The following is a 19,819-nucleotide window of genomic DNA, read 5'->3' as shown; positions in this document are numbered from 1 at the left end:
TATTCTATTATACATAAAAGTACCCCATAGAATAGGCTTTTTTAAATTGTCTATTCTATAGGGTACATTTTAATTATTTGCTATGGTTTATATTGATACTGCTATTTTTATATTTAAGATTTGTTTACTTTAAAGTAGAGGAGCCTGTATTTGACTTGGGTATTATATATCTAGTAATTTTATGGATAGCTATAATGTGCATTGCTCAATATGAAGGTAATAGAATAACAAAATATATAGAAAAAAAATATCCTTTAGAAAGCAACTGTTTGAAAAATGAATTTGGCAAATATAAAATAAAAAAGTTCTGGTTATTTATGAAAAAAATAAGTGAAGATGATCCAATTTCACAACAATTATACAATAACTGCAAAAACTTTATTGTTTTTGTAACATTTGTTTCTGTTAGTTTTCCAATTTCAGGATTAATATTTTCTAGATAATCAAAAACAGCTCTTCATAGAATCCATGAAGAGCTGTTTTTATTTTATAAGTGAATGTATAAATATTGCAAAATGATATATTAATGGTGCTAAGGCTACAGTCATTAGTCCTGCTATTCCTATTGAAAGAGAGCTCATAGCTCCTTCAGTTTCTCCAAGCTCAAGAGCTTTTGAAGTTCCGACTGCATGAGCAGAAGTTCCTAAGGAAATTCCTACAGCTATTTTGTTATGAACTTTAGAGGTTCTAAGCACCCAAGGACCAATAATGGCACCTAAAATCCCAGTAATTATTATTGCTATAACTGTTATAGGAATGACGCCATTTAAGGATTTAGTTATCTCCATTCCTATAGGAGTAGAAACTGATTTTGCTAGTAATGATTTAGTTAAGAGTCCATTTAAGCCTAAAATATAACTAAGACCTATTATACTTAAAATTCCTACGGAACTTCCCACTGAAATACCTAGGATGATAGGTAAAGCATGTTTCTTTAGTAACTGCAATTGCTTATATAGTGGAACGGCTAACACTACAGTTGCTGGTCCTAAAAACATATTTATAAATTGTCCACCAATATTAAATTCTTCATAATTAATTTTAAAAACTCCTAAAAATCCAATTATTAAAACTATAGCGATAAGTAATGGATTAAAAAGGGGAAACTTAGTTCTATTATAAAGAATCATGCCTACCTCAAAAGCAAATAATGATAACAATATTCCAAAGATAGGTGAATCTAAAAGACTACTCACTTTGCTCACTTCCCTTAGATAAAAATTTTACTAAAAATTGAACTATATGTCCTGTTGTAACCATAACTATGATTGTAGTTAAAATACATACTACTAGAAGCTTGTACCACGAATCTTTTATAACACTTATGGAAGTAATTAAACCAACACCAGCAGGTATAAAGAAAAAGCTTAAATGATTTAAAAAGAAATTTGCTACTTTTTCAATCTGATGAAGTTTAATAAGATTCGTGCATAAGCAAGCCAGCAAAATAAGCATTCCTAATATGTTTCCTGGAATAGGTATATGAAGAAGCCTAGACAGGACCTCGCCTAAAAAATATATTAATGTAATTATAAGTAATTCTCTTAAAAGTTTCATTTGTAACCTCCTAATATATAATCCATTAAACTATATTATTATGAAGTAATTAGAATATATGGACTACACATTTATAACTCTATCACCATGGAAGATATAAGTAAAACAGCGTATATAGCAAATATGTTTAAGTAAAACAATTACATTACTTAATAATTAAGAATATTAAGGACAAACAATTCCTAATAAGAAAATATATTAGTAACTAATATATTAGTAACTAATATATAAGAATAAATGGTATAATTTACAATATGGATTAAGGAGGTAATAAAGATGCTTATAAAAGAAGATATAATAAGAATTATGAAAGAATTAAACTTGCCACTAGGGGAGTATTGGATATCTTCAGGGGCAGGCTTAGTGCTTCATGGAATAAAAGAAAAAACTAATGATATTGATTTAGGATGCACTTCTAAGTTATTTGACAGCTTAATTAACAAAGGATATAAATATAAGACTTTAGCAGATGGAAGAAGAGTTATAGAAATAAATGAGTCAATAGAAGTAATAGAAAATTGGTATGTAGATGAAGTGGAAACAGTTAATGAACTTTCAGTTGCTACAGTTCAAAGTATAAGAAAACAAAAGTTTAAACTAGGACGTGAAAAAGATTTTAGGGATATTAAGTTAATAGATGAGTATTTAAATGAGGTGCAAGGGTAAATTTACGTTTAATTCATATAGTATAGCACAATGACTATAAATATGCTACACTATATGTAGAATAGGAATACTTTACAAGTGTAAGTTTACTTTAGGGAGTGATAATATGGAAAACATTCTTTTAATGGGGGGAACTACTTTTGTAAGTTCTTCACTTGCAAAACATTTTATAAAACAAGGGTATAATATTGATATTCTTACAAGAGGGATAAATCCATTAGACTATAAAGGATTTAGAAATCACTTAATATGCAATAGAGGATCAAAAAGTGAAGTAGTAGAAACTTTAAAAGGAAAAAGCTATGAATATATCTTTGATATCTCTGCATACACAAAAGAGGATGTTGAAATTTTATTAACTTCTATAGATAAAACTAATTTAAGTGGTTATATTTTTTGTTCATCAGGAGCTGTCTATAAGCCAAGTGATGAGCTAATTAATGAAGAATATAAAAAAGGCGAGAATCCTAATTGGGGTAAATACGGAACTGATAAAAAAGAGGCAGAGGACTATATTATAAATAGTAAAATCCCATATGTTATATTTAGACCAACATATATTTATGGTGAAGGAAATAACTTATATAGAGAGGGGTATTTTTTTGATAGAATAAAGAATAAGAAGCCTATTCCAATGCCTTATGGAAATAATACTAAAACTCAATTTATACATATTGATGATTTAGTAAAAGCCTTTGAAAGTGCAATGGTTATGGAGAAGAAAAACAAGATATATAATATTACAAACCCCGATATAGTAACATTTGAAGATTTAATTAATACTTGCGGACAAGTTTTAAATCAAAAGCCCAATATTATTAAAATAGATATAAATAAAGTAAAAGAAGATGTCAGGACTTACTTTCCTTTTAGAGATGTAACTTATTTGTTAGACATTGAAAAGTTAAAGGATGATGGACTGCATGTACCAATGATTTCTTTAAAAGAGGGCTTAAGTAAAACTTATAGTTGGTATTTGCTAAATAAGCCACAGTTAGAAGATAAAAGAATGAATAGAGTGGATGAAATATAGAAGCTATTGAAGACTATAAAAATTGCACTTTGAGAGGAGGAGAGATTATATGCTTATGGTTCAATTTTTCTCAATATTATATCTAGCATTTTTAGGTGTAGGAATTTATGTTTTATATCTAGTAATCAAAGCGTTAAGAATATATATTAAAAAGAATTCTGATTATTTATAAAATAAAAAATGCGACAAATTGTCGCATTTTTTTATTCTTGTTCTTCTTCATTATTATATTTAGGATTTACATCCTTAGAATCTTCTTTTATTCTTTCCTTTGTTACGTAGCTCATGGTTGCAGCAGGTATTTTATATGCTTTATCAAACATTTCGAAAGCTTCTTTTGTTAAACCCTCTGACTTTAAAATCATAGCTTTAAAATAATAAGGTTCTGGGAATCTTGGATGTGATTCAAGTAGATTATCTAAAAGTTTAGATGCTTCATTAAAATCTTTTTTGAAATAATAGCTTTGTGCTAAGTTAGATTTTATAAAAATATCTTCAGGATATAAAGTGTTTGCATTTAAGTTAAAACTTAAAGCTTCATCTAAATCATCACTATAGTTTAACAAATACCCTAATGTTCCATGAATTGAAGAGCTATTTAAATCGTTCATTAAAGGTCTTAAAACTTCTATGGCACGGTTTAAATCATCTTTTTTCCAATAGATCATTGCTTCAGTTAGTTTTATTTCTATAAGATTAGTATCTTTATATTGATTCTTTTCAATTAACGCTTTAAGATTAGTTTCAGCTTCATCAATAGAACCAAAGTTTATTTCCAAAAACACATAATTCTTTACATTTTTTATATTAGTTCCTTTTATTTTTGATGCAGTTTTATACCAATTAATAGCTTTTGCATACTTTTTATTGTGATAATAATAGTTTCCTAAAAAGGCTGCAACTCCATCTCTATGCTCAATTATTAGAAATACTACGAGTCCCCATCCCAAAACCGTACCTAATATCGGATTTAAGAAAGATCCTATAAGTACAACTACTAATAAAATTCCATCTAATTTTGAAAAAGCACTTAATAAAGTATTTTTTTTCATTCGTCTATCCCCCATATCAAAGTTATATATATTGGATTGAAATCGATACAATATATATTGATTATACTATGGAGGATAAATAATTACCAACATTTATTCGTAACTTGCATATATTTTTCTCTCTACGAGCCATACTAACTTGTACATGACATAAGCAATTATTGATAATAAAATTATACTCATCATAACCATATCTAGCTGAGCAACTTGTCCTCCGTATACAATTAAGAAGCCTAAACCTTCTCTTGCAACTAAGAATTCTCCCATTATAACACCAACCCATGATAGACCAACGTTAATTTTTAGTGCAGATATTAATGTGGGGACGGAGGCTGGAATAATTAAATGTCTTAATATTTGAAGTTTATTTGCATTAAAGGTTTTTAAAAGAAGAATCTTCTCTTTATCTACCTCATTAAAGCCAGAAGCTACACTTATAATTGTTACGATTATTGAAATTAACAAAGCAATAACAATGATTGATCTTATACCATTACCAGCCCAAAATATAATTATAGGAGCTAATGCTACTTTAGGTAACGCATTTAATACTACTAAATATGGATCAAGAACTTTAGCAGTAAAAGGAGATGCCCATAAAATAATTGCTATAAATGTTCCGAGCACTGTACCTATAGTAAAGCCTAGTATGGTTTCATAACAGGTCACCCATATATTTTTTAGCAATATTCCTTCATTATAGAGATTAATTGTTGATTTTATTATTCTAGAAGGTGAAGAAGTCAAAAAAGGATCTATCCATTTGTTGTCAGCGGCTATTTCCCACAATAATATAAAAACAACAAGAATAAGTATCCTAACAAATCCAACTTTGAATTTTTCAATTTTAAGTTTCTTTAGATAACTTCGTTGGCTTTCTGAAATTTCATTTGTTTTATTGCTCATCTAAATCCCCCCATATTTCATCAAAATATTTCCTGAAGTTTTCTTCTTTTCTTCTTTTAAAAGGAGTATCAGCAGCTTCAGAAAAGTTTATAGTAAGTTCTTTTTTCACATATGCAGGTCTTCTAGACAATATTATTACTCTTTGAGATAAAGAAATAGCCTCACTAATATCATGAGTTACCATTATAGCTGTTTTACCTTCTTTTTTTATAATTTCATAAACTTCATCGCATACCTTAAGCCTGGTTAGATAATCTAAAGCAGAAAAAGGTTCATCCAAGAGTAGTAGTTCAGGATCTAAAGTTAAGGTTCTAATTAATGCAACTCTTTGTCTCATACCACCAGATAAATCAGTTGGTAATCTATCTTTAAATTCCCATAAAGCATATGCCTTTAAAAGTTCTTCAGCTTTTTCGAGTTTTTCCTTTTTAAGTTCATGTTTGATTTTTAGTGGTAAGATTACATTATTCCAAACGCTAAGCCAAGGAAATAAGTGATCCTTTTGAAACATATAACCCATTTTATCTTTATTTAATTCTAGAGATTCATTTTTGAAAGTAATGTCACCTGAGGATGGGGGAATAAGCCCACTTATAATATTCAATAGAGTAGATTTACCACAACCAGATGGGCCTAGAACTGTAATAAATTCTCCTTGATTTAACTTTAAATCTATATTAGTTAGTGTTTTTATTTCTCCGGATTTTGAATGATAATTAAGATTTATATCTTTTAGTTCTAATAAACTCATAAGCTCACCTACCTTATATTATGTAGGAGGACTGCAGGAGCAATCCTCAAAACCTTTAAGTTATTTATTTTTTAATATCTTTAATTGCTTTTGCAGCAAAATCTGTATTTACTATTTTGTCATAAGCTGGGCGGGTAGGTATAAGTTTTTTATCATAGGATTGTATAACATCCATCAATTTTGTTAAATTCTCTTCTTTTACTGTTGGATCGGGAGCGAATGCTTCAATACTTCTATAATTTTTAACTACATTTACTAATATTGACTCATCAGTACCTGGGAAGAAGGAACTTATAGTCTTTGCAACTTCCTCATCAGAATGAGAATCTACCCATAGTTGTCCTTTATAAATTGCATTAGTAAAGCCTTGAATTGTATCTGGATTCTTATACATGTAAGATTTTGTAGAGAAGAAGGCTGTATATGCTATAGGACCAGCTTCCTTTCCAACTGAACTTACTATATATCCCCCATTATCTTTTTCTAGTACGGAAGCAGTAGGTTCAAATAGAGCAACATAGTCTCCAGTACCAGATTTAAATGCAGCAGCAGTTGCAGTGAAGTCAAGATTTGTAACAAACTTAACATCTGTACCAGGTTCTAATCCATGATTTCTAAGAACATACTCTAAAGACATTTCTGGAACACCACCAGGTCTTCCGCCTATTATTGTCTTACCCTTTAAAGATTCCCATTTAAAATCTTTTTCATCAGATCTACTTACTAAGAAAGAACCATCTTTTTGAGTTAAGCAAGCAAAAAGAATAGGGTAATCATCTCTACCTTGATTATTAATGTAAACAACTTGTTCTGGTCCACAGAAGCCAATATCAGCATTTTTACTTAAAACCTGTTGCATGGTTTTGTCGGCTCCTTGTCCAGTAGAAAGGTCTATTTCTATGCCCTCATCTTTGAAATAACCATTATTTATAGCAACATACATAGGTGCATAAAAAACTGAACGAACAACTTCATTTAATCTTACCTTTTTTAATTCCTTTGTACCTTCAGGAGTAGATTTTTTAGCACAGCCTGAGAAAGGAACTAATAGTAAAAGAGATAAAACAGCTGCGAGAACTACCTTTAGTTTTTTCATAAAATTCCTCCACTGTAATAAATTTCATGATTTATAATATGAAAATAAATTTATAAATGATAGTGTATAGGAAAATATATTTTATTAAGATAAGTGAATATAAAAAAGGACTTAGGATTAATTAAATCCAAAGTCCTTAAATTACTTATAATGTTTTTAACCAATACTTATTGTTTTGGAGCGGGTGATGGGAATCGAACCCACGTAACTAGCTTGGGAAGCTAGGGCTCTGCCATTGAGCTACACCCGCATATTTTTAACACATCCATATTATACCACCTTAATATTATTATGAAAATACTTTTTTAATAATAAAAATAAATTAAATCAATAATTTTTTATTAGTAACTTAAGTTACAGATTAAATCAAAGTAATATAGTATGATTTAAAACGTTGAATATAGAAATAGCTAATAGAGAAATAGGAGGACATAATATGTCAATGTTTTGTTATCAATGTCAAGAAACTGCTGGGTGCAAAGGTTGTACTAAAGTAGGAGTATGTGGTAAAGACGAGCATGTAGCAAAAGCTCAAGATTTATTAATATATGTAACTAAGGGACTAGCTATAGTAAGTAATGAAGGTAGAAAAGTTGGAGTTACAGATGCTAAAGTTGATAAATATATAGTAGAGAATTTATTCACTACAATTACAAATGCAAATTTTGATAGAGATTCTATTTTAGATAGAGTAAAAGAAACTTTACAAATTAGAGAAGCTTTAAAAGCTAAAGTTATTAAAGCTGGCGGACAAGTTGGAGAAGTAAGAATAACTGGAGGTTTCTTTAAAAAGTTATTTGGAATGCAAACAAAAGAAGTTATCATGCCAGATGCAGTAGCTTGGACAGCTGATAATACTATAGCATTTGATGCTAAAGCTGAAAAAGTTGGAGTACTTGCAACAGAGAATGAAGATATAAGAAGTTTAAGAGAACTTATAACTTATGGACTTAAGGGATTATCTGCTTACATGAAGCACGCTATGAACTTAAAATATAATAATGAAGAAGTTCATGCATTTATGTCAAAAGCATTAGCATCTACAATAGATGATAGTTTAACTGTTGACAATTTAGTTGCACTTGCATTAGAAGCAGGAAAATTCGGTGTAGATGGTATGGCATTACTTGATAAAGCAAACACTGAAACTTATGGACACCCTGAAATAACAACTGTAGATATCGGAGTTAGAAAAAACCCTGGTATATTAATTTCAGGACATGATTTAAGAGATTTAGAAATGTTACTTGAGCAAACAGAAGGAACTGGAGTAGACGTATATACTCACGGAGAAATGCTTGCTGGACAATACTATCCAAAGTTTAAGAAATATAGCCACTTTGCAGGAAACTATGGTAACGCATGGTGGAAACAAAAAGAAGAATTCGAAAAGTTTAACGGAGCAATTCTTATGACTACTAATTGCATAGTTATACCTAAGGATTCATATAAAGATAGATTATTTACAACTGGAGCTACTGGAATGCCAGGATGTGCTCACATAGAAGCTAAAGCAGATGGAACAAAAGATTTCTCAAAAGTTATTGAAATGGCTAAGAAATGTAAGGCTCCAACTGAAATTGAAAAAGGACAAATCGTTGGTGGATTTGCTCATAACCAAGTTTTAGCACTTGCAGACAAGGTTGTAGATGCAGTTAAAACTGGTGCAATTAAGAGATTCTTTGTAATGGCTGGTTGTGATGGAAGAGCTAAATCAAGAAATTACTACACAGAATTTGCAGAAAAGTTACCAAAAGATACCGTTATTTTAACAGCAGGTTGTGCTAAATATAAATATAACAAATTAAACCTAGGTGATATTGGCGGAATTCCAAGAGTATTAGATGCTGGACAATGTAATGATTCATATTCATTAGTTGTAATAGCTTTAAAACTTCAAGAAGTATTTGGATTAAAGAGTGTTAATGAATTACCTATATCATACAACATAGCTTGGTATGAACAAAAAGCTGTAATTGTATTATTATCATTATTATACTTAGGTGTTAAGAATATTCATTTAGGACCAACACTTCCAGCATTCCTTTCACCAAATGTTGCTAAGGTATTAGTAGATAACTTTGGTATTGGTGGAATCACTAATGTTGAAGATGATATGAAGATGTTTATGGAAAGCTAATAAAATAATTATAAATACTCAAAGGATAATTAGATTTATCCTTTGAGTATTTTTTTGTTTTTATGGAACTTATAAATATTAGTTCATATATATAAATATAATCTTAATGAGTAATAATAAAATCATTCAAAAGGAGGTAATATGATAAAACTAAATAGAAATAGTAAAGTATTATGGGTTATTTGTGGTATAGTTCTAGTTGTATTATTTATTGCAATTATATTTATATATAATAAAAACAAAGCAATTAAAGAAAACATAAATATATTAAATAAAAATTTAAAAGAAATAGAGGATATTGATATATCAAAATTAACAGCTATTCAAAAGCATGAAATTGAAATTAAGATTAGTGCATGTGAAGCATTAATAGAAGAAAAAAAGTTTAAAGAAGTAGAAACACAAATTAGTGAATTAGAAGGAAATATTAAAAGTGAGGTTAGTAGAGCTGAACAGCTTGAAAATGAAAAAATAGAAAAACAAAAAGAAGAAGATAAAAACAAAAAATTAAAAGAGGAACTACAAAAGTTAGATAAATTTGAAGTTTATTTATTATTTGATGATTATTATAAGAAAAGTAGGCAAAATAGAAGGTATGAATTTGCATCTGATTTGGCAATATTTATAGACGGTAATAATAATCTATATTATGCAATTGTTGTTGATGAATTAGATAAAAAGGATAATAGAGATATTTACACTAATGGAGAAACACATATAGCTTCAATTAATTCAAGTGGAGAAGTTGAGGTTGACAGGAAAGATATAAACATGCTTGCAAGTTCTACGGAAATAACAGAATTAAGAGAAAAAATAGGAGTAAAATAAGAGATTTACTAAACTTAAACTTTATGTATAGTTAACTTTATATTGCACATAATATTATCTGAGAGAGGTGATTCTTATGGGAACAGATTTTAATAACAATAATATTTTAGGATTACTCCGAAAATGAAGTTAAAGTCTCCAAAAGTACACTTATCTTGTGGTCAGAGATTTATATAATCTCTGGCTTTGTTTTATTTAGTAATAAGTTCTAAGGTGAAAAAACTTCCACACATATAGCAATTAAATATGCAAAAACTATGAAGGATAATTTATTAAAAAAATTAGTTTATCGTGAAGGGAGTTTATTATGAATAGGAATAAAAATAACAAAAACAATAAAACAAATAAAGCTATTAATTATAGAGGTTTTACTAATGATATTGATGTTTTAAATACAGAAGAAAATAAAGCAAACTCAAATAGTAGTAATTTTATGAGTAAAGCAAAACAATAGGGCTCAATTAGCCCTATTGTTTTTTTATATACTTTTGAAACATATTTGAGAAATGGGTAATAATGTGTTCATATTTTAAATTATGGATATATTTATAATGTATAATACTTAAAAAATTGGAGGCTTAATTAATGAAAAAAGTTAAAGTAAAGGTATTCTTATTAATCATACTTGGTTTATTATTATTTATAACAACTGGTTGTAGTAATAACAAAGCAATTGATAATCAAGACAATAAAAAGACAGCAGAATCACAAGATGATGCTGCGGTTAAAGCAAGTAATAAGGTTGCAGAAGAAAAAGAGGCAAATAATAAAAAAGATACGAAAGATACAAATGAAACTAAAAAAGTAAAAAGTGTGGAATTTAAGGAAGCTAGTTGGCTAGGTCTAGATGAAGACTTTTGGGGAAGAGTAGGTGGAGAAATATACTGCCTTGAAGATGGAAAAAAAGAAGGCCATATTAAGTTAGTATTTGACGTGAATGAAGCCATTAAAATAAATAAAGTTATGTTTAGTTCTGAAAGTTCTAATAAGAAATTTAATTGGAATTGGACCAATAATACTATAAGTGCTGATAAGACAGTATTTAAGGTTGCAAATAATGTTTTAAGTTTATCAGCAGATGAATTATATGAAGTACTTGATCCTTCTGAAAAGGAAGATAAAATAACCAGCTTAGTTAAAGGAAAAAACTACGAATTCAACTATTATTTAGATTTAGATAAAACAGGATTTCGAAATGAACTTAAGTCAGCTAAAAACATGAATATAACATTTAATATTATCAATTCTTCAGGAAAAGAAGAGAATATCTCTACTTCAATTAAGCTTAATTAACAGTCAAGGTTTAAACAAATAAAAATTTGAAGCTATGGGAAAACACACCCAATTGAGTTTTCCATTTACATTAACAGTTTCTATTTATAGAATTTTATGCCTATGATATAATTAGTGATATTTTGGTAATTAATAAGTTTATAAATATAAAATAATTGGGTGAATAAAATGAAAAAAATACTTATTATTGAAGACAATAAAGATGTAAATATGATGTTAGCAGAAGCATTAAGTTCTGAGGGGTATTTAATAGAATCATCTTTTAATGGTATTGAGGGAATTAAGGAAGCTAAAACTCACGAGTATGATTTAATTTTATTAGATATCATGCTTCCTTATAAAAGTGGGGATGAGATTTTAAGAGAAATTAGAGATTTCTCAGATATACCTGTGATTATTATATCGGCTAAAGATATGGTTGGAATTAAAATTGACTTATTAAAACTGGGAGCAGATGACTATATTACAAAACCCTTTGACTTAGGTGAAGTTGCTGCACGTGTAGCAACAAATTTAAGACGATTAAATAGACAAAAGAAAGTAGATAAAATATTTAAGTATAAGGATATGGTGCTAGACACAGCTACAAAAAGCATTATAGTTAATGATAGTGAGTTAGATTTAACAGCGAAAGAGTATTTAATAATTGAACTATTAATGCAAAATCAAGGAAAGGTATTTTCAAAAGGTAATATATATGAATCCATATGGAAAGAAGAATATCTTGGAGATGATAATGCTGTAAAAACCCATATGAGCAATTTACGTACTAAACTTAAAAAAGCAAATCCAGAAGAAGAATATATAGAAACTGTGTGGGGACTAGGTTACAGATTATATAAAGAATAAATTATCTTTTTCTTTACAACTTTTCGGATAGCTTAACCTTTTCTAAACCTTTAGACACTAAACTGATTATAGAAAGGACAGGTGATGAAAATGAAAGAATATGTTTTTAAAGCAAATAACCTGACTAAAAGCTATAATGGAATAAAATCTTTAAGCGATGTGTCTCTTACATTAGAAGAGGGTAAAATATATGGACTTATAGGACAAAATGGTGCAGGAAAAACCACACTTATGCGTATTATAGCAGGACATTCTTTCCCTACAAGTGGAAGTATTGAACTATTCAGAAATGCAGGAGAGAAGGCTTTGCAAAAGGAAAGAAAAAGACTTGGATGCATGATTGAATATCCTAGCATTACACTTAACATGACTGCAAAAGAAAACCTAAGACTTTATAGAGTAATGAAAGGGATTCCAAATAAGGAGATAGAAGATGAACTCTTAGAGTTAGTGGGCTTAAGTGAAACTGGGAAAAAGAAAGCTAAAAACTTTTCATTAGGAATGAAGCAACGCTTAGGGATTGCTATTGCTCTAATAGGAAATCCTGAATTTCTCATATTAGATGAGCCAATTAATGGGTTGGATCCAATGGGAGTTGTGGATATAAGAAATCTATTAAAAAAATTATGTGAAGATAAGCAAATGACAATACTAATATCAAGTCATAATTTGCCGGAGTTATATCAGACTGCAACAGATTATATTATTATTCATAAAGGGGAAATTAAGCAGACTTTAACACATTCTGAACTGGAGGAAAAGTCCAAGCATCATATTCTTATTAAATGTGATGAACCAGAAAAACTAGCAAGAGTCTTAGAGATGAAGTTAAATACAACAAACTATAAAGTCATGCCTGATAAAAGTGTAAAGCTATATGATTATCTTGATGATAAAAAAACTGTAGCCAAAGCTATTTATGATAATGAGATAATAGTTACAAATTTTTCAGTTGAAGGAGACACTCTTGAGAACTTCTTTATTTCAGTTATAGGAGGTGGGCAAAATGCTTAATTTAATCCAAGCAGACATATTTAAGTTAAGAAAGTCAATTGCTGTTAAAGCTCTTGTTGGGATTACAACATTTAGCTCAATTGTAATGGTACTGATGGCCTATTTTATTCCTAAAGGTACGATTGATAAAAGCATGACTGGAATAGGATTTATGTTCTCAGATATAAATATGATGAGTATTATTGGTGCTGTTATTGCAGGGATATTCATATGTGGTGATTTTGATAATAAAGTTATTCATACAGCAATTTCCAGCGGATATAGTAGGGGTACAGTTATTGCAGGAAAATCAATTGTATTTTTAATTTCTATAGGAATTCTATTAATCCCATATGCATTAGTAGCAGTAATTTCTTTAAACTCAGGTTTGGAATTTAGTATGGGTTCAGTAGGAGTAGGTTTTTTAAACTTGATTACTAGGAATTCTGGAATAACCTTGACATTAAGTTATGTAGGGAAGCTTATTGCAATAATCTTAACATTGATAGTTGTATATGGTGCTCAATTAAGTATATGTATACCAATTTCGCTTACTATCAGAAGACCAGTATTTGTTATTGCTATTTATTATGGAATTACTATTCTTTTTGCTCAATTAGTAGGTCTAAAAGATAAATTTCAAGTGCTAAGTGATATTTTCTCTTGGACACCATATGGAGGAAACTATACTTTTTTAACTTTGGATTCTGGAGTAGGAGATATATTGAAAGCACTTATTGTTAGTTTAGCATTTATAGCCATTATGATGCTTGTTTCATATAGTGTTTTTAGAAAAGCAGAAATTAAGTAATGAAAGGTTGGTAAAAGTTTATGATGGTTGCAGTTTGCATTTTAATAATTATAATAATTTTGCTCGCAATATATATAGTCTTTATGGAGCTGCAACTTAAAAATATAAATAAGCAACTAGATAAAAGGCTACAAGACAAAACGCGTCAACCAATAAATTTAGCACTTCAAAGTAGAAAACTAAATACTTTGGGGGCCAATATAAATAGATGCCTTAAGGCGGAGGAAACCCTCCGTCTTAAAAGTGTTAATGAGGAGAAGCGGGTTAAGGAGTTAATCGCGAATATTTCACATGATTTACGTACACCATTAACTGCTATAAAGGGATATCAGCAGCTTATGGAAAAAAGTGAATTAAATGATAATCAGCGAAATAAGCTTGAAATTGCTCAAAAACATACGCAAGAATTAGGAAAATTAATTGAGTATTTTTTCGAGTATTCATACCTAATAAATACAGATCCAGAACTTAAATTAGAATCCATAAACATAACAAAAATGGTGACAGAATGCTTAGTTTCATCTATTCCTTCATTAGAGGAAAGGAATTTGAAGCTAAAATTTGAAGAAACACCGCCTATTTATGTATATGTAGATAAAGAAATGGTTAAGAGAATCATTCAAAATCTAATAAGAAATTGCATTCAGCATTCGAGTGGAGATATAGAAGTTAGAGTGTTAAAAAAGAAATATGCGGTAATATCATTTAGAAACCCAGTTGAAGATTATAAGAAGATAGAGGTTAGTAGAATATTTGAACGGTTCTATACTGGAGATAAAGCAAGGAATAATAGCACGGGATTAGGCTTATCCATCGTAAAGATTTTAGTAGGCCAGATAGGCGGAAGTGTAGAAGCGACATTAGTGGATGATAAACTAGACATTCAAGTAAGGCTTCCATTAGGATAGATAGAACTTAATAGTTAAATTAATGTATCGAACAAATATATTTTAGGTTTCATATTATTAAATTAAGGAGATGAAAATAATATGAGACATTGCTTAAAAAGATGTGTTTGCCTAAAGAGATACACTTGTTCAGTAGATGATGGAAATAGACCAGATTACACCTTGCCTTGTGATGGAGTAGGGACTATACAAGTAACAAGCATTATCGGAGCTAACGGAGCGCCAATAGGAACTGGAAACTTAAAAAATATTCATAAATATATAACTGCTGCGGGAGCAGTAATTACTTGGGTAGGTAATATTATCTTGGTATGTGAGCATATCAAAATAGCTAATGTTTGGAGTGTATATGCACTTCCATTTAAGGTTGAAGATGGTCTAGGAATAGTACAAAATATACTTTACCCCAATTCAATGTTTACACTAAAAGCTGGAGATAAATTAATAATTGGAATAGATAAGTATGGTAATATAACTAGAGTTCGTTATATATTACCAAAGGTTGAAATAAAAGATGAAGTAATCGAAGGCTTTGATCCAAAACAAATAGCCGTGTATTATAATACATTAGAAGGAAGTAAGGTTTTTGTAGACACTTTATATAATATAATGAATAAGAAAATTGATTATAAAATAATTAAATGTTAAAGGAGCTTGATTTTACTAAGCTCCTTTAATTTATGTTGTATAGAAGTATTCTAGTTTTTTATAATGTCATAGATTTAACATTAACTCCTTCAATTTCTGTTAACTCATTTTCAAGTTGCTCAACTTCATTTGATTCTGAATTGATATGTAAAAGAATCAAACCTCTCTCAGAACATGATTTTTCATTGGTTTCGTGTAAACCAAGTCTTGTTGTAATTATACAACCATGTTTTGTTAATACAGTTTGAACTTGAGGAGCATGTGCAGTTCTAGGATCAATAGTTATAGCCATTATTGTAGTTTCCATAAGATATACCTCCAATTAGAAAATTATTACACATTACAGTATTGCCAATTAACTTAAAAAAATTCAAATCAAGTTATGTTAATTAAATATAAATGAAGAAAACCTTACGAAACATTAAGAATAGGCAGCAAGTATTGTACAGGCTCCAAACATAATTTATAATCAAAACCAATGAAGTTTTATTAATAGTATTATAAAAATTAGTCGTTAATTTGGAGGGGTTAAACTGCAGATTATAAAATATATTTTTCTTGCGGAGGGACAGACATGGAAAGAAACAAAAACAATCAAGCAAAACTAACATTTGGATTATTCATAGTATATTTTTTAGTTTTAATTTGGATTATTTTATTTAAGTTGCAATTATCTTTTAATACTTTACCACATTTTAGAGGAGTGAATTTAATCCCTTTTGCTGGTTCTGTTATTAGAAATAATCAACTGGATTATACCGAGATAATTCTAAATATCATAGTGTTTATACCCTTTGGATTATATTTAAGTATGATAATGCTTAATTGGTCCTTTTGTAAAAAAATCATAACAATAGCAGGTGTCAGTTTATTATTTGAACTATTACAATTCATATTTGCAATTGGAGGAACTGACATAACAGATTTAATCAGCAATACACTTGGAGGTGCTATAGGCATAGGAATTTACATAGTGTTTTCTAAAATATTGAAAGAGAAAACAAACAAAATTCTTAATATATTAGCCTTGGTTGGAACAATATGCATTATATTATTAGGAATACTTATATCTAGAATGGTCACTTTTAAATTTAAGTAAGTTAATTATATTCTTTTACAACGACATGCATTATCAAGGAGTATAACCAAATTATGAAGCAGTGAAGTTCTAAAAATAGGTTATGAAGAAAAGAGGTGAATTTTAGAGGAAGTTTGGTACTTTCTCTAAAGAAAAAACATGTTTATTAACAGAATAGTAGCATTTATAGTAGGTATTCCATTAGTGATTATCATAGAAATTTTTAGATATTTCAAAGTAAAATCGCAAAATAAGAAATTTATAGATTATAAAGAAGTAAGCATAGTACTACTTTTTATTTATTTAATAGTATTAATTTCAGTTACATTACTTCCATTATTTATCAATACTTCCGGTAGAGCTATGTTGGACAGGCCTGAACCTAATATAGTTCCAGTGTTTAATACAGTGAAAGATATGATTAATGCAAGAATGGACTTAAGACATTATATGATTGAGTTTTGGATAATAAATATTTTAGGTAATTTAATACTACTAGCTCCTTTATCAGTTCTAGTTCCAATAATCACTAAAAAATTTAGAAGTTATAGAAGTGTTATACTTCTTTGCTTTTCAGTATCGTTAATAATTGAATTCCTTCAATACATATCATATTATTTAGGAAACTTTAGATCTGTGGATATTGATGATGTGATTTTAAATACATTAGGTGCTTTGATTGGATTTTCTGTATTTAAGATTTTAAATAAGAGAGTGGAGAATTACTATATAGAAAAACAGTTGGAGTAGATATTCAACTGTTTGAAAAAGGGAAACTTCTGAAAATAGAGAATTTATAGCTTGCTACACTAAAGAGCTAAGAAGTTCCTTAATCTTCTTTACATATGAAACTTAGGTATAAAAGTAATAACATTCTTGTAATATGTAACTTACAACGAGAAATAATATATCTTGTGAGTCAAATTTAATACCAATGGCTAAAAATATGCAATATGAGAAGGAGAATTTTATTATGAGTAATCAAAAAACAATTGAAGAAACTAAAAAGTTAAACGCCCAAGCAAAACAGGGGGGAAGTGCGGCATCAACTTTTAGTTCAGCTACATCAAATGCAAGTGATATACAAGAAATAAAAAACCTTAACGCACAATCAAGGCAGAAGGATAATACATATAGCTCAATTAAATCAGGAATTCCTAATAGCCCAGCTAGTTCAGGGATTTCAAGTGCAAGTGATATACAAGAGATAAAAAATTTAAATGCTCAATCTAAACAAAAATAAATAGCAAACTATATGCCACAACTTTCATAAAGAAGATTGTGGCATTTTTTAGTACTTAAGATGTGGAAAAAAATTATTTCTCCTTAAATTTATAAAATCATTTAAGATATATATACTTCTCCTTTTCCTAAGACCACAAGTCGGTAATCATCTTTCATCGGAAGTAAATTGTATTTAGTTGATGCTGGATCAAGTCTAATTCCTTGTATAGCTATTTGATGATCATCAAATAGTACAACTAAGACGCTTTCTTTTTTAGAAATATTTTGACAAGTGTAAACTCTATTATTTGAGGGCGGTAAATCAGATAATTTATATATTCCTTCCTTTAAGGAGTTTGGAGCAGCATTTGGAGCCAAGGTTGAAATATTAAATGAAATGCATAAGCAAGTAAAAAATAAAATGATTAATTTCTTCATTATAAAGCCACCTTTCAATCTTATTATGAACACCGTTTTTCATATTATACTTTTAGTTTTATATGTTACTTTGGTGTAGAAAAACGAATATTAACACTTTAAAAGGAAAATATAATATTTAGTGAGGTGATTATTTATGAATAAAGGTAATAATAAAGAACAAAATAAGCAAAAAGTTAATGTTGGAACTAAAAGAACTGATAGTAGTGAACGTCAAGGAAATGGAATAAAGGGCAAAAGCAAGTAATGGATTGAGAGCGAAAGCTCTCTTTTTATGGATAATATGTAAAGAATAAAATTTATATTTTTAAATATTATGGAGAAGATATTTTTGTACGTAAATTTATTAATTTGTTTTAGGAGGTATTTATGAAGAGGTATTTAAACTGGGCTTTAATACTATGTACAGTAATAACAGGCCAACTATTTTATGGAAATAAGGTTAGTGCAAGAACTATTATGGAGAATTATAGTCATGTTTCAATTGCAAAAGAAATGGACAAAAAATTCCCTGTTCCAATGGTAGTAAAAGTTGAACAGACAGCACCAAATCAAGTGCAAGTAACTTATGATAAAGACGTAGATACAAAGCTTGGAAATAAAATAACAAACTACTGGGTACAAGATGTTAAAAATGTTACTCCAAAAGGTGTAGCAACACTTGGTAAGAATGATAAGGTTAATCAAAACAATTCTCTAAAAGATAATTTGGCTAAAATAAGTCCTGTAGCTGGTTCACAAAAAACATTTGTAATAACATTTAGTCAAAGTATACCTAAAGGTGAAGAATATAAAGTTGTAGTCTGTTATGTAACTGTCCCAGGAGCACCAGCATATACTGGAGATAATGGAATGGGAACTTTTATAGGAAAATAATATTTTAATAAAATGCCATGTGATAAAACTTAAATCACATGGCATTTTTAGAGTGAAGAATTGCTTTTTAAAAAGCTTGTTCATATAACTTTAACAAATACAAAAATAATCAACAATCCATTTTCAGAGAAAAAGTTTACAGGTTCATAAATAAAGGATTAATAAAAATAATATAAATTTTTCAAAAATGTAAATAATAGAGGATAGTTACATTTTGCTATTTTTATCCGTTGACATGGCAAAATAAAAATAATAATATGTTTAATAGATTAAACCAATAAACATTGTTGAGGTGAAATATGGAAAGAGAGAGAGACATAGAAGATATTTTAAAGCAATTTAAGGAATGTATTCCTTTCTTTAGCGTTTTAGCAGATGAGATAAGACAAAATATTATAATCCTGTTAGGACAAGAACTTGAAGGACTTAATGTTAATATGATCACTGAAAGAATGCCTTTATCAAGGCCAGCCATTTCTCATCATTTAAAAGTTTTAAAGCAGGCAGGATTTGTAGGCAGCAGAAAAGTAGGGGCGGAAAATATTTATTTTCTTACATTAAAGGAACCAATAGAAAAAATAAAACTACTTATTAACTCAATTGAAGGCAACTAGAGATTCTGGGAAATAACTTAAGTTTAAGTGATTTTGAAGGTGTATAGTTCTGTAGTAA

At 28.9% G+C, this 19,819-nt stretch carries 26 protein-coding genes and 1 tRNA gene; 18 read left to right on the top strand and 9 right to left on the bottom strand.

Annotated features, from left to right (window positions below; genetic code table 11):
* Positions 1–92: 92 nt before the first annotated feature.
* Positions 93–443: a hypothetical protein gene (locus tag L1S47_RS19825; RefSeq protein WP_238886695.1), complete on the top strand. Its 351-nt coding sequence runs from the start codon at positions 93–95 to the stop codon at positions 441–443.
* Between the two features lie 39 nt (positions 444–482).
* On the opposite strand, the gene L1S47_RS19820 is transcribed toward L1S47_RS19825, so the two are convergent.
* Positions 483–1,196, bottom strand: a complete 714-nt coding sequence (locus L1S47_RS19820) for an LrgB family protein (RefSeq protein ID WP_238886693.1) — start codon at positions 1,194–1,196, stop codon at positions 483–485.
* On the bottom strand, positions 1,189–1,557 hold the full coding sequence (locus L1S47_RS19815; protein ID WP_202766572.1) for a CidA/LrgA family protein: 369 nt from the start codon (positions 1,555–1,557) through the stop codon (positions 1,189–1,191). The genes L1S47_RS19820 and L1S47_RS19815 overlap by 8 nt, the downstream gene beginning before the upstream one ends.
* A gap of 276 nt (positions 1,558–1,833) precedes the next feature.
* Between L1S47_RS19815 and L1S47_RS19810 the strand changes: the two genes are divergently transcribed.
* The 3 genes from L1S47_RS19810 (at position 1,834) to L1S47_RS20680 (ending at position 3,428) form a co-directional block, all read left to right on the top strand.
* The gene (locus tag L1S47_RS19810) at positions 1,834–2,223 is read left to right on the top strand and encodes a hypothetical protein (protein WP_238886692.1); all 390 of its coding nucleotides are present in this window, start codon (positions 1,834–1,836) and stop codon (positions 2,221–2,223) included.
* A gap of 106 nt (positions 2,224–2,329) precedes the next feature.
* The gene (locus L1S47_RS19805; RefSeq protein WP_238886691.1) at positions 2,330–3,256 is read left to right on the top strand and encodes an NAD-dependent epimerase/dehydratase family protein; all 927 of its coding nucleotides are present in this window, start codon (positions 2,330–2,332) and stop codon (positions 3,254–3,256) included.
* Between the two features lie 49 nt (positions 3,257–3,305).
* Positions 3,306–3,428 carry a hypothetical protein gene (locus L1S47_RS20680; protein ID WP_275297890.1) on the top strand — a complete coding sequence of 41 codons (123 nt, stop codon included), beginning with the start codon at positions 3,306–3,308 and terminating at the stop codon, positions 3,426–3,428.
* Positions 3,429–3,459: 31 nt separating this feature from the next.
* On the opposite strand, the gene L1S47_RS19800 is transcribed toward L1S47_RS20680, so the two are convergent.
* The 5 genes from L1S47_RS19800 to L1S47_RS19780 all read right to left on the bottom strand — a co-directional run bounded on the left by L1S47_RS19800 (position 3,460) and on the right by L1S47_RS19780 (position 7,311).
* Entirely contained in the window at positions 3,460–4,308 is an 849-nt protein-coding gene (locus L1S47_RS19800; RefSeq protein ID WP_238886690.1) for a tetratricopeptide repeat protein, read from the bottom strand.
* Between the two features lie 93 nt (positions 4,309–4,401).
* Positions 4,402–5,214 carry an ABC transporter permease gene (locus L1S47_RS19795; protein ID WP_238886689.1) on the bottom strand — a complete coding sequence of 271 codons (813 nt, stop codon included), beginning with the start codon at positions 5,212–5,214 and terminating at the stop codon, positions 4,402–4,404.
* Positions 5,204–5,965 (bottom strand): ABC transporter ATP-binding protein, encoded by a 762-nt coding sequence (locus tag L1S47_RS19790; protein ID WP_202766567.1) that lies wholly within the window; start codon positions 5,963–5,965, stop codon positions 5,204–5,206. Before L1S47_RS19790 ends, L1S47_RS19795 begins: the two co-directional genes overlap by 11 nt.
* A gap of 64 nt (positions 5,966–6,029) precedes the next feature.
* The gene (locus L1S47_RS19785) at positions 6,030–7,061 is read right to left on the bottom strand and encodes an ABC transporter substrate-binding protein (RefSeq protein ID WP_238886688.1); all 1,032 of its coding nucleotides are present in this window, start codon (positions 7,059–7,061) and stop codon (positions 6,030–6,032) included.
* 176 nt (positions 7,062–7,237) lie between these two features.
* Positions 7,238–7,311 (bottom strand) — tRNA-Gly (locus L1S47_RS19780).
* A 186-nt stretch (positions 7,312–7,497) separates the two neighbouring features.
* On the opposite strand from L1S47_RS19780, the gene hcp reads away from it, so the two are divergent.
* The 9 genes from hcp (at position 7,498) to L1S47_RS19735 (ending at position 15,531) form a co-directional block, all read left to right on the top strand.
* Positions 7,498–9,201 carry a hydroxylamine reductase gene (gene hcp / locus L1S47_RS19775; RefSeq protein ID WP_238886687.1) on the top strand — a complete coding sequence of 568 codons (1,704 nt, stop codon included), beginning with the start codon at positions 7,498–7,500 and terminating at the stop codon, positions 9,199–9,201.
* Between the two features lie 141 nt (positions 9,202–9,342).
* Entirely contained in the window at positions 9,343–10,029 is a 687-nt protein-coding gene (locus L1S47_RS19770; RefSeq protein ID WP_238886683.1) for a hypothetical protein, read from the top strand.
* Between the two features lie 307 nt (positions 10,030–10,336).
* Positions 10,337–10,483 carry a hypothetical protein gene (locus L1S47_RS19765; RefSeq protein ID WP_238886682.1) on the top strand — a complete coding sequence of 49 codons (147 nt, stop codon included), beginning with the start codon at positions 10,337–10,339 and terminating at the stop codon, positions 10,481–10,483.
* Between the two features lie 131 nt (positions 10,484–10,614).
* The gene (locus tag L1S47_RS19760; RefSeq protein WP_238886679.1) at positions 10,615–11,322 is read left to right on the top strand and encodes a hypothetical protein; all 708 of its coding nucleotides are present in this window, start codon (positions 10,615–10,617) and stop codon (positions 11,320–11,322) included.
* 168 nt (positions 11,323–11,490) lie between these two features.
* Positions 11,491–12,171: a response regulator transcription factor gene (locus tag L1S47_RS19755; protein WP_238886678.1), complete on the top strand. Its 681-nt coding sequence runs from the start codon at positions 11,491–11,493 to the stop codon at positions 12,169–12,171.
* A gap of 90 nt (positions 12,172–12,261) precedes the next feature.
* Positions 12,262–13,185 (top strand): ABC transporter ATP-binding protein, encoded by a 924-nt coding sequence (locus L1S47_RS19750; protein ID WP_238886677.1) that lies wholly within the window; start codon positions 12,262–12,264, stop codon positions 13,183–13,185.
* Positions 13,178–13,975 (top strand): ABC transporter permease, encoded by a 798-nt coding sequence (locus L1S47_RS19745; protein WP_238886676.1) that lies wholly within the window; start codon positions 13,178–13,180, stop codon positions 13,973–13,975. Before L1S47_RS19750 ends, L1S47_RS19745 begins: the two co-directional genes overlap by 8 nt.
* A gap of 83 nt (positions 13,976–14,058) precedes the next feature.
* Positions 14,059–14,883 (top strand): HAMP domain-containing sensor histidine kinase, encoded by an 825-nt coding sequence (locus tag L1S47_RS19740; protein ID WP_306796806.1) that lies wholly within the window; start codon positions 14,059–14,061, stop codon positions 14,881–14,883.
* A gap of 81 nt (positions 14,884–14,964) precedes the next feature.
* Positions 14,965–15,531 (top strand): hypothetical protein, encoded by a 567-nt coding sequence (locus L1S47_RS19735; RefSeq protein WP_238886673.1) that lies wholly within the window; start codon positions 14,965–14,967, stop codon positions 15,529–15,531.
* A gap of 58 nt (positions 15,532–15,589) precedes the next feature.
* Here L1S47_RS19735 and L1S47_RS19730 read toward each other — a convergent pair whose 3' ends face one another.
* On the bottom strand, positions 15,590–15,838 hold the full coding sequence (locus L1S47_RS19730; RefSeq protein ID WP_238886672.1) for a hypothetical protein: 249 nt from the start codon (positions 15,836–15,838) through the stop codon (positions 15,590–15,592).
* Positions 15,839–16,105: 267 nt separating this feature from the next.
* On the opposite strand from L1S47_RS19730, the gene L1S47_RS19725 reads away from it, so the two are divergent.
* The 3 genes from L1S47_RS19725 to L1S47_RS19715 all read left to right on the top strand — a co-directional run bounded on the left by L1S47_RS19725 (position 16,106) and on the right by L1S47_RS19715 (position 17,852).
* Entirely contained in the window at positions 16,106–16,630 is a 525-nt protein-coding gene (locus tag L1S47_RS19725) for a VanZ family protein (RefSeq protein ID WP_238886671.1), read from the top strand.
* Positions 16,631–16,768: 138 nt separating this feature from the next.
* Positions 16,769–17,359: a VanZ family protein gene (locus L1S47_RS19720; protein WP_238886669.1), complete on the top strand. Its 591-nt coding sequence runs from the start codon at positions 16,769–16,771 to the stop codon at positions 17,357–17,359.
* Positions 17,360–17,582: 223 nt separating this feature from the next.
* Complete coding sequence (locus L1S47_RS19715) at positions 17,583–17,852, top strand: hypothetical protein (RefSeq protein WP_238886667.1); 270 nt, start codon at positions 17,583–17,585, stop codon at positions 17,850–17,852.
* A gap of 101 nt (positions 17,853–17,953) precedes the next feature.
* Here L1S47_RS19715 and L1S47_RS19710 read toward each other — a convergent pair whose 3' ends face one another.
* Positions 17,954–18,271, bottom strand: coding sequence for a hypothetical protein (locus L1S47_RS19710; protein WP_238886665.1), 318 nt, complete (start codon positions 18,269–18,271; stop codon positions 17,954–17,956).
* 369 nt (positions 18,272–18,640) lie between these two features.
* Here L1S47_RS19710 and L1S47_RS19705 point away from each other — a divergent pair, with 369 nt between their 5' ends.
* Together L1S47_RS19705 and L1S47_RS19700 are read left to right on the top strand one after the other, a co-directional pair.
* Positions 18,641–19,147: a hypothetical protein gene (locus L1S47_RS19705; RefSeq protein ID WP_238886663.1), complete on the top strand. Its 507-nt coding sequence runs from the start codon at positions 18,641–18,643 to the stop codon at positions 19,145–19,147.
* A 299-nt stretch (positions 19,148–19,446) separates the two neighbouring features.
* On the top strand, positions 19,447–19,761 hold the full coding sequence (locus L1S47_RS19700; RefSeq protein WP_202766550.1) for a helix-turn-helix transcriptional regulator: 315 nt from the start codon (positions 19,447–19,449) through the stop codon (positions 19,759–19,761).
* Positions 19,762–19,819 lie beyond the last annotated feature (58 nt).

It is taken from the genome of Clostridium sp. YIM B02551, assembly GCF_022324735.1.
GTDB classification, from domain to species: domain Bacteria; phylum Bacillota; class Clostridia; order Clostridiales; family Clostridiaceae; genus Clostridium_T; species Clostridium_T paridis.
The sequence above is the reverse complement of the archived record's forward strand: the minus strand, read 5'-3'. Positions and strand labels throughout refer to the sequence as shown.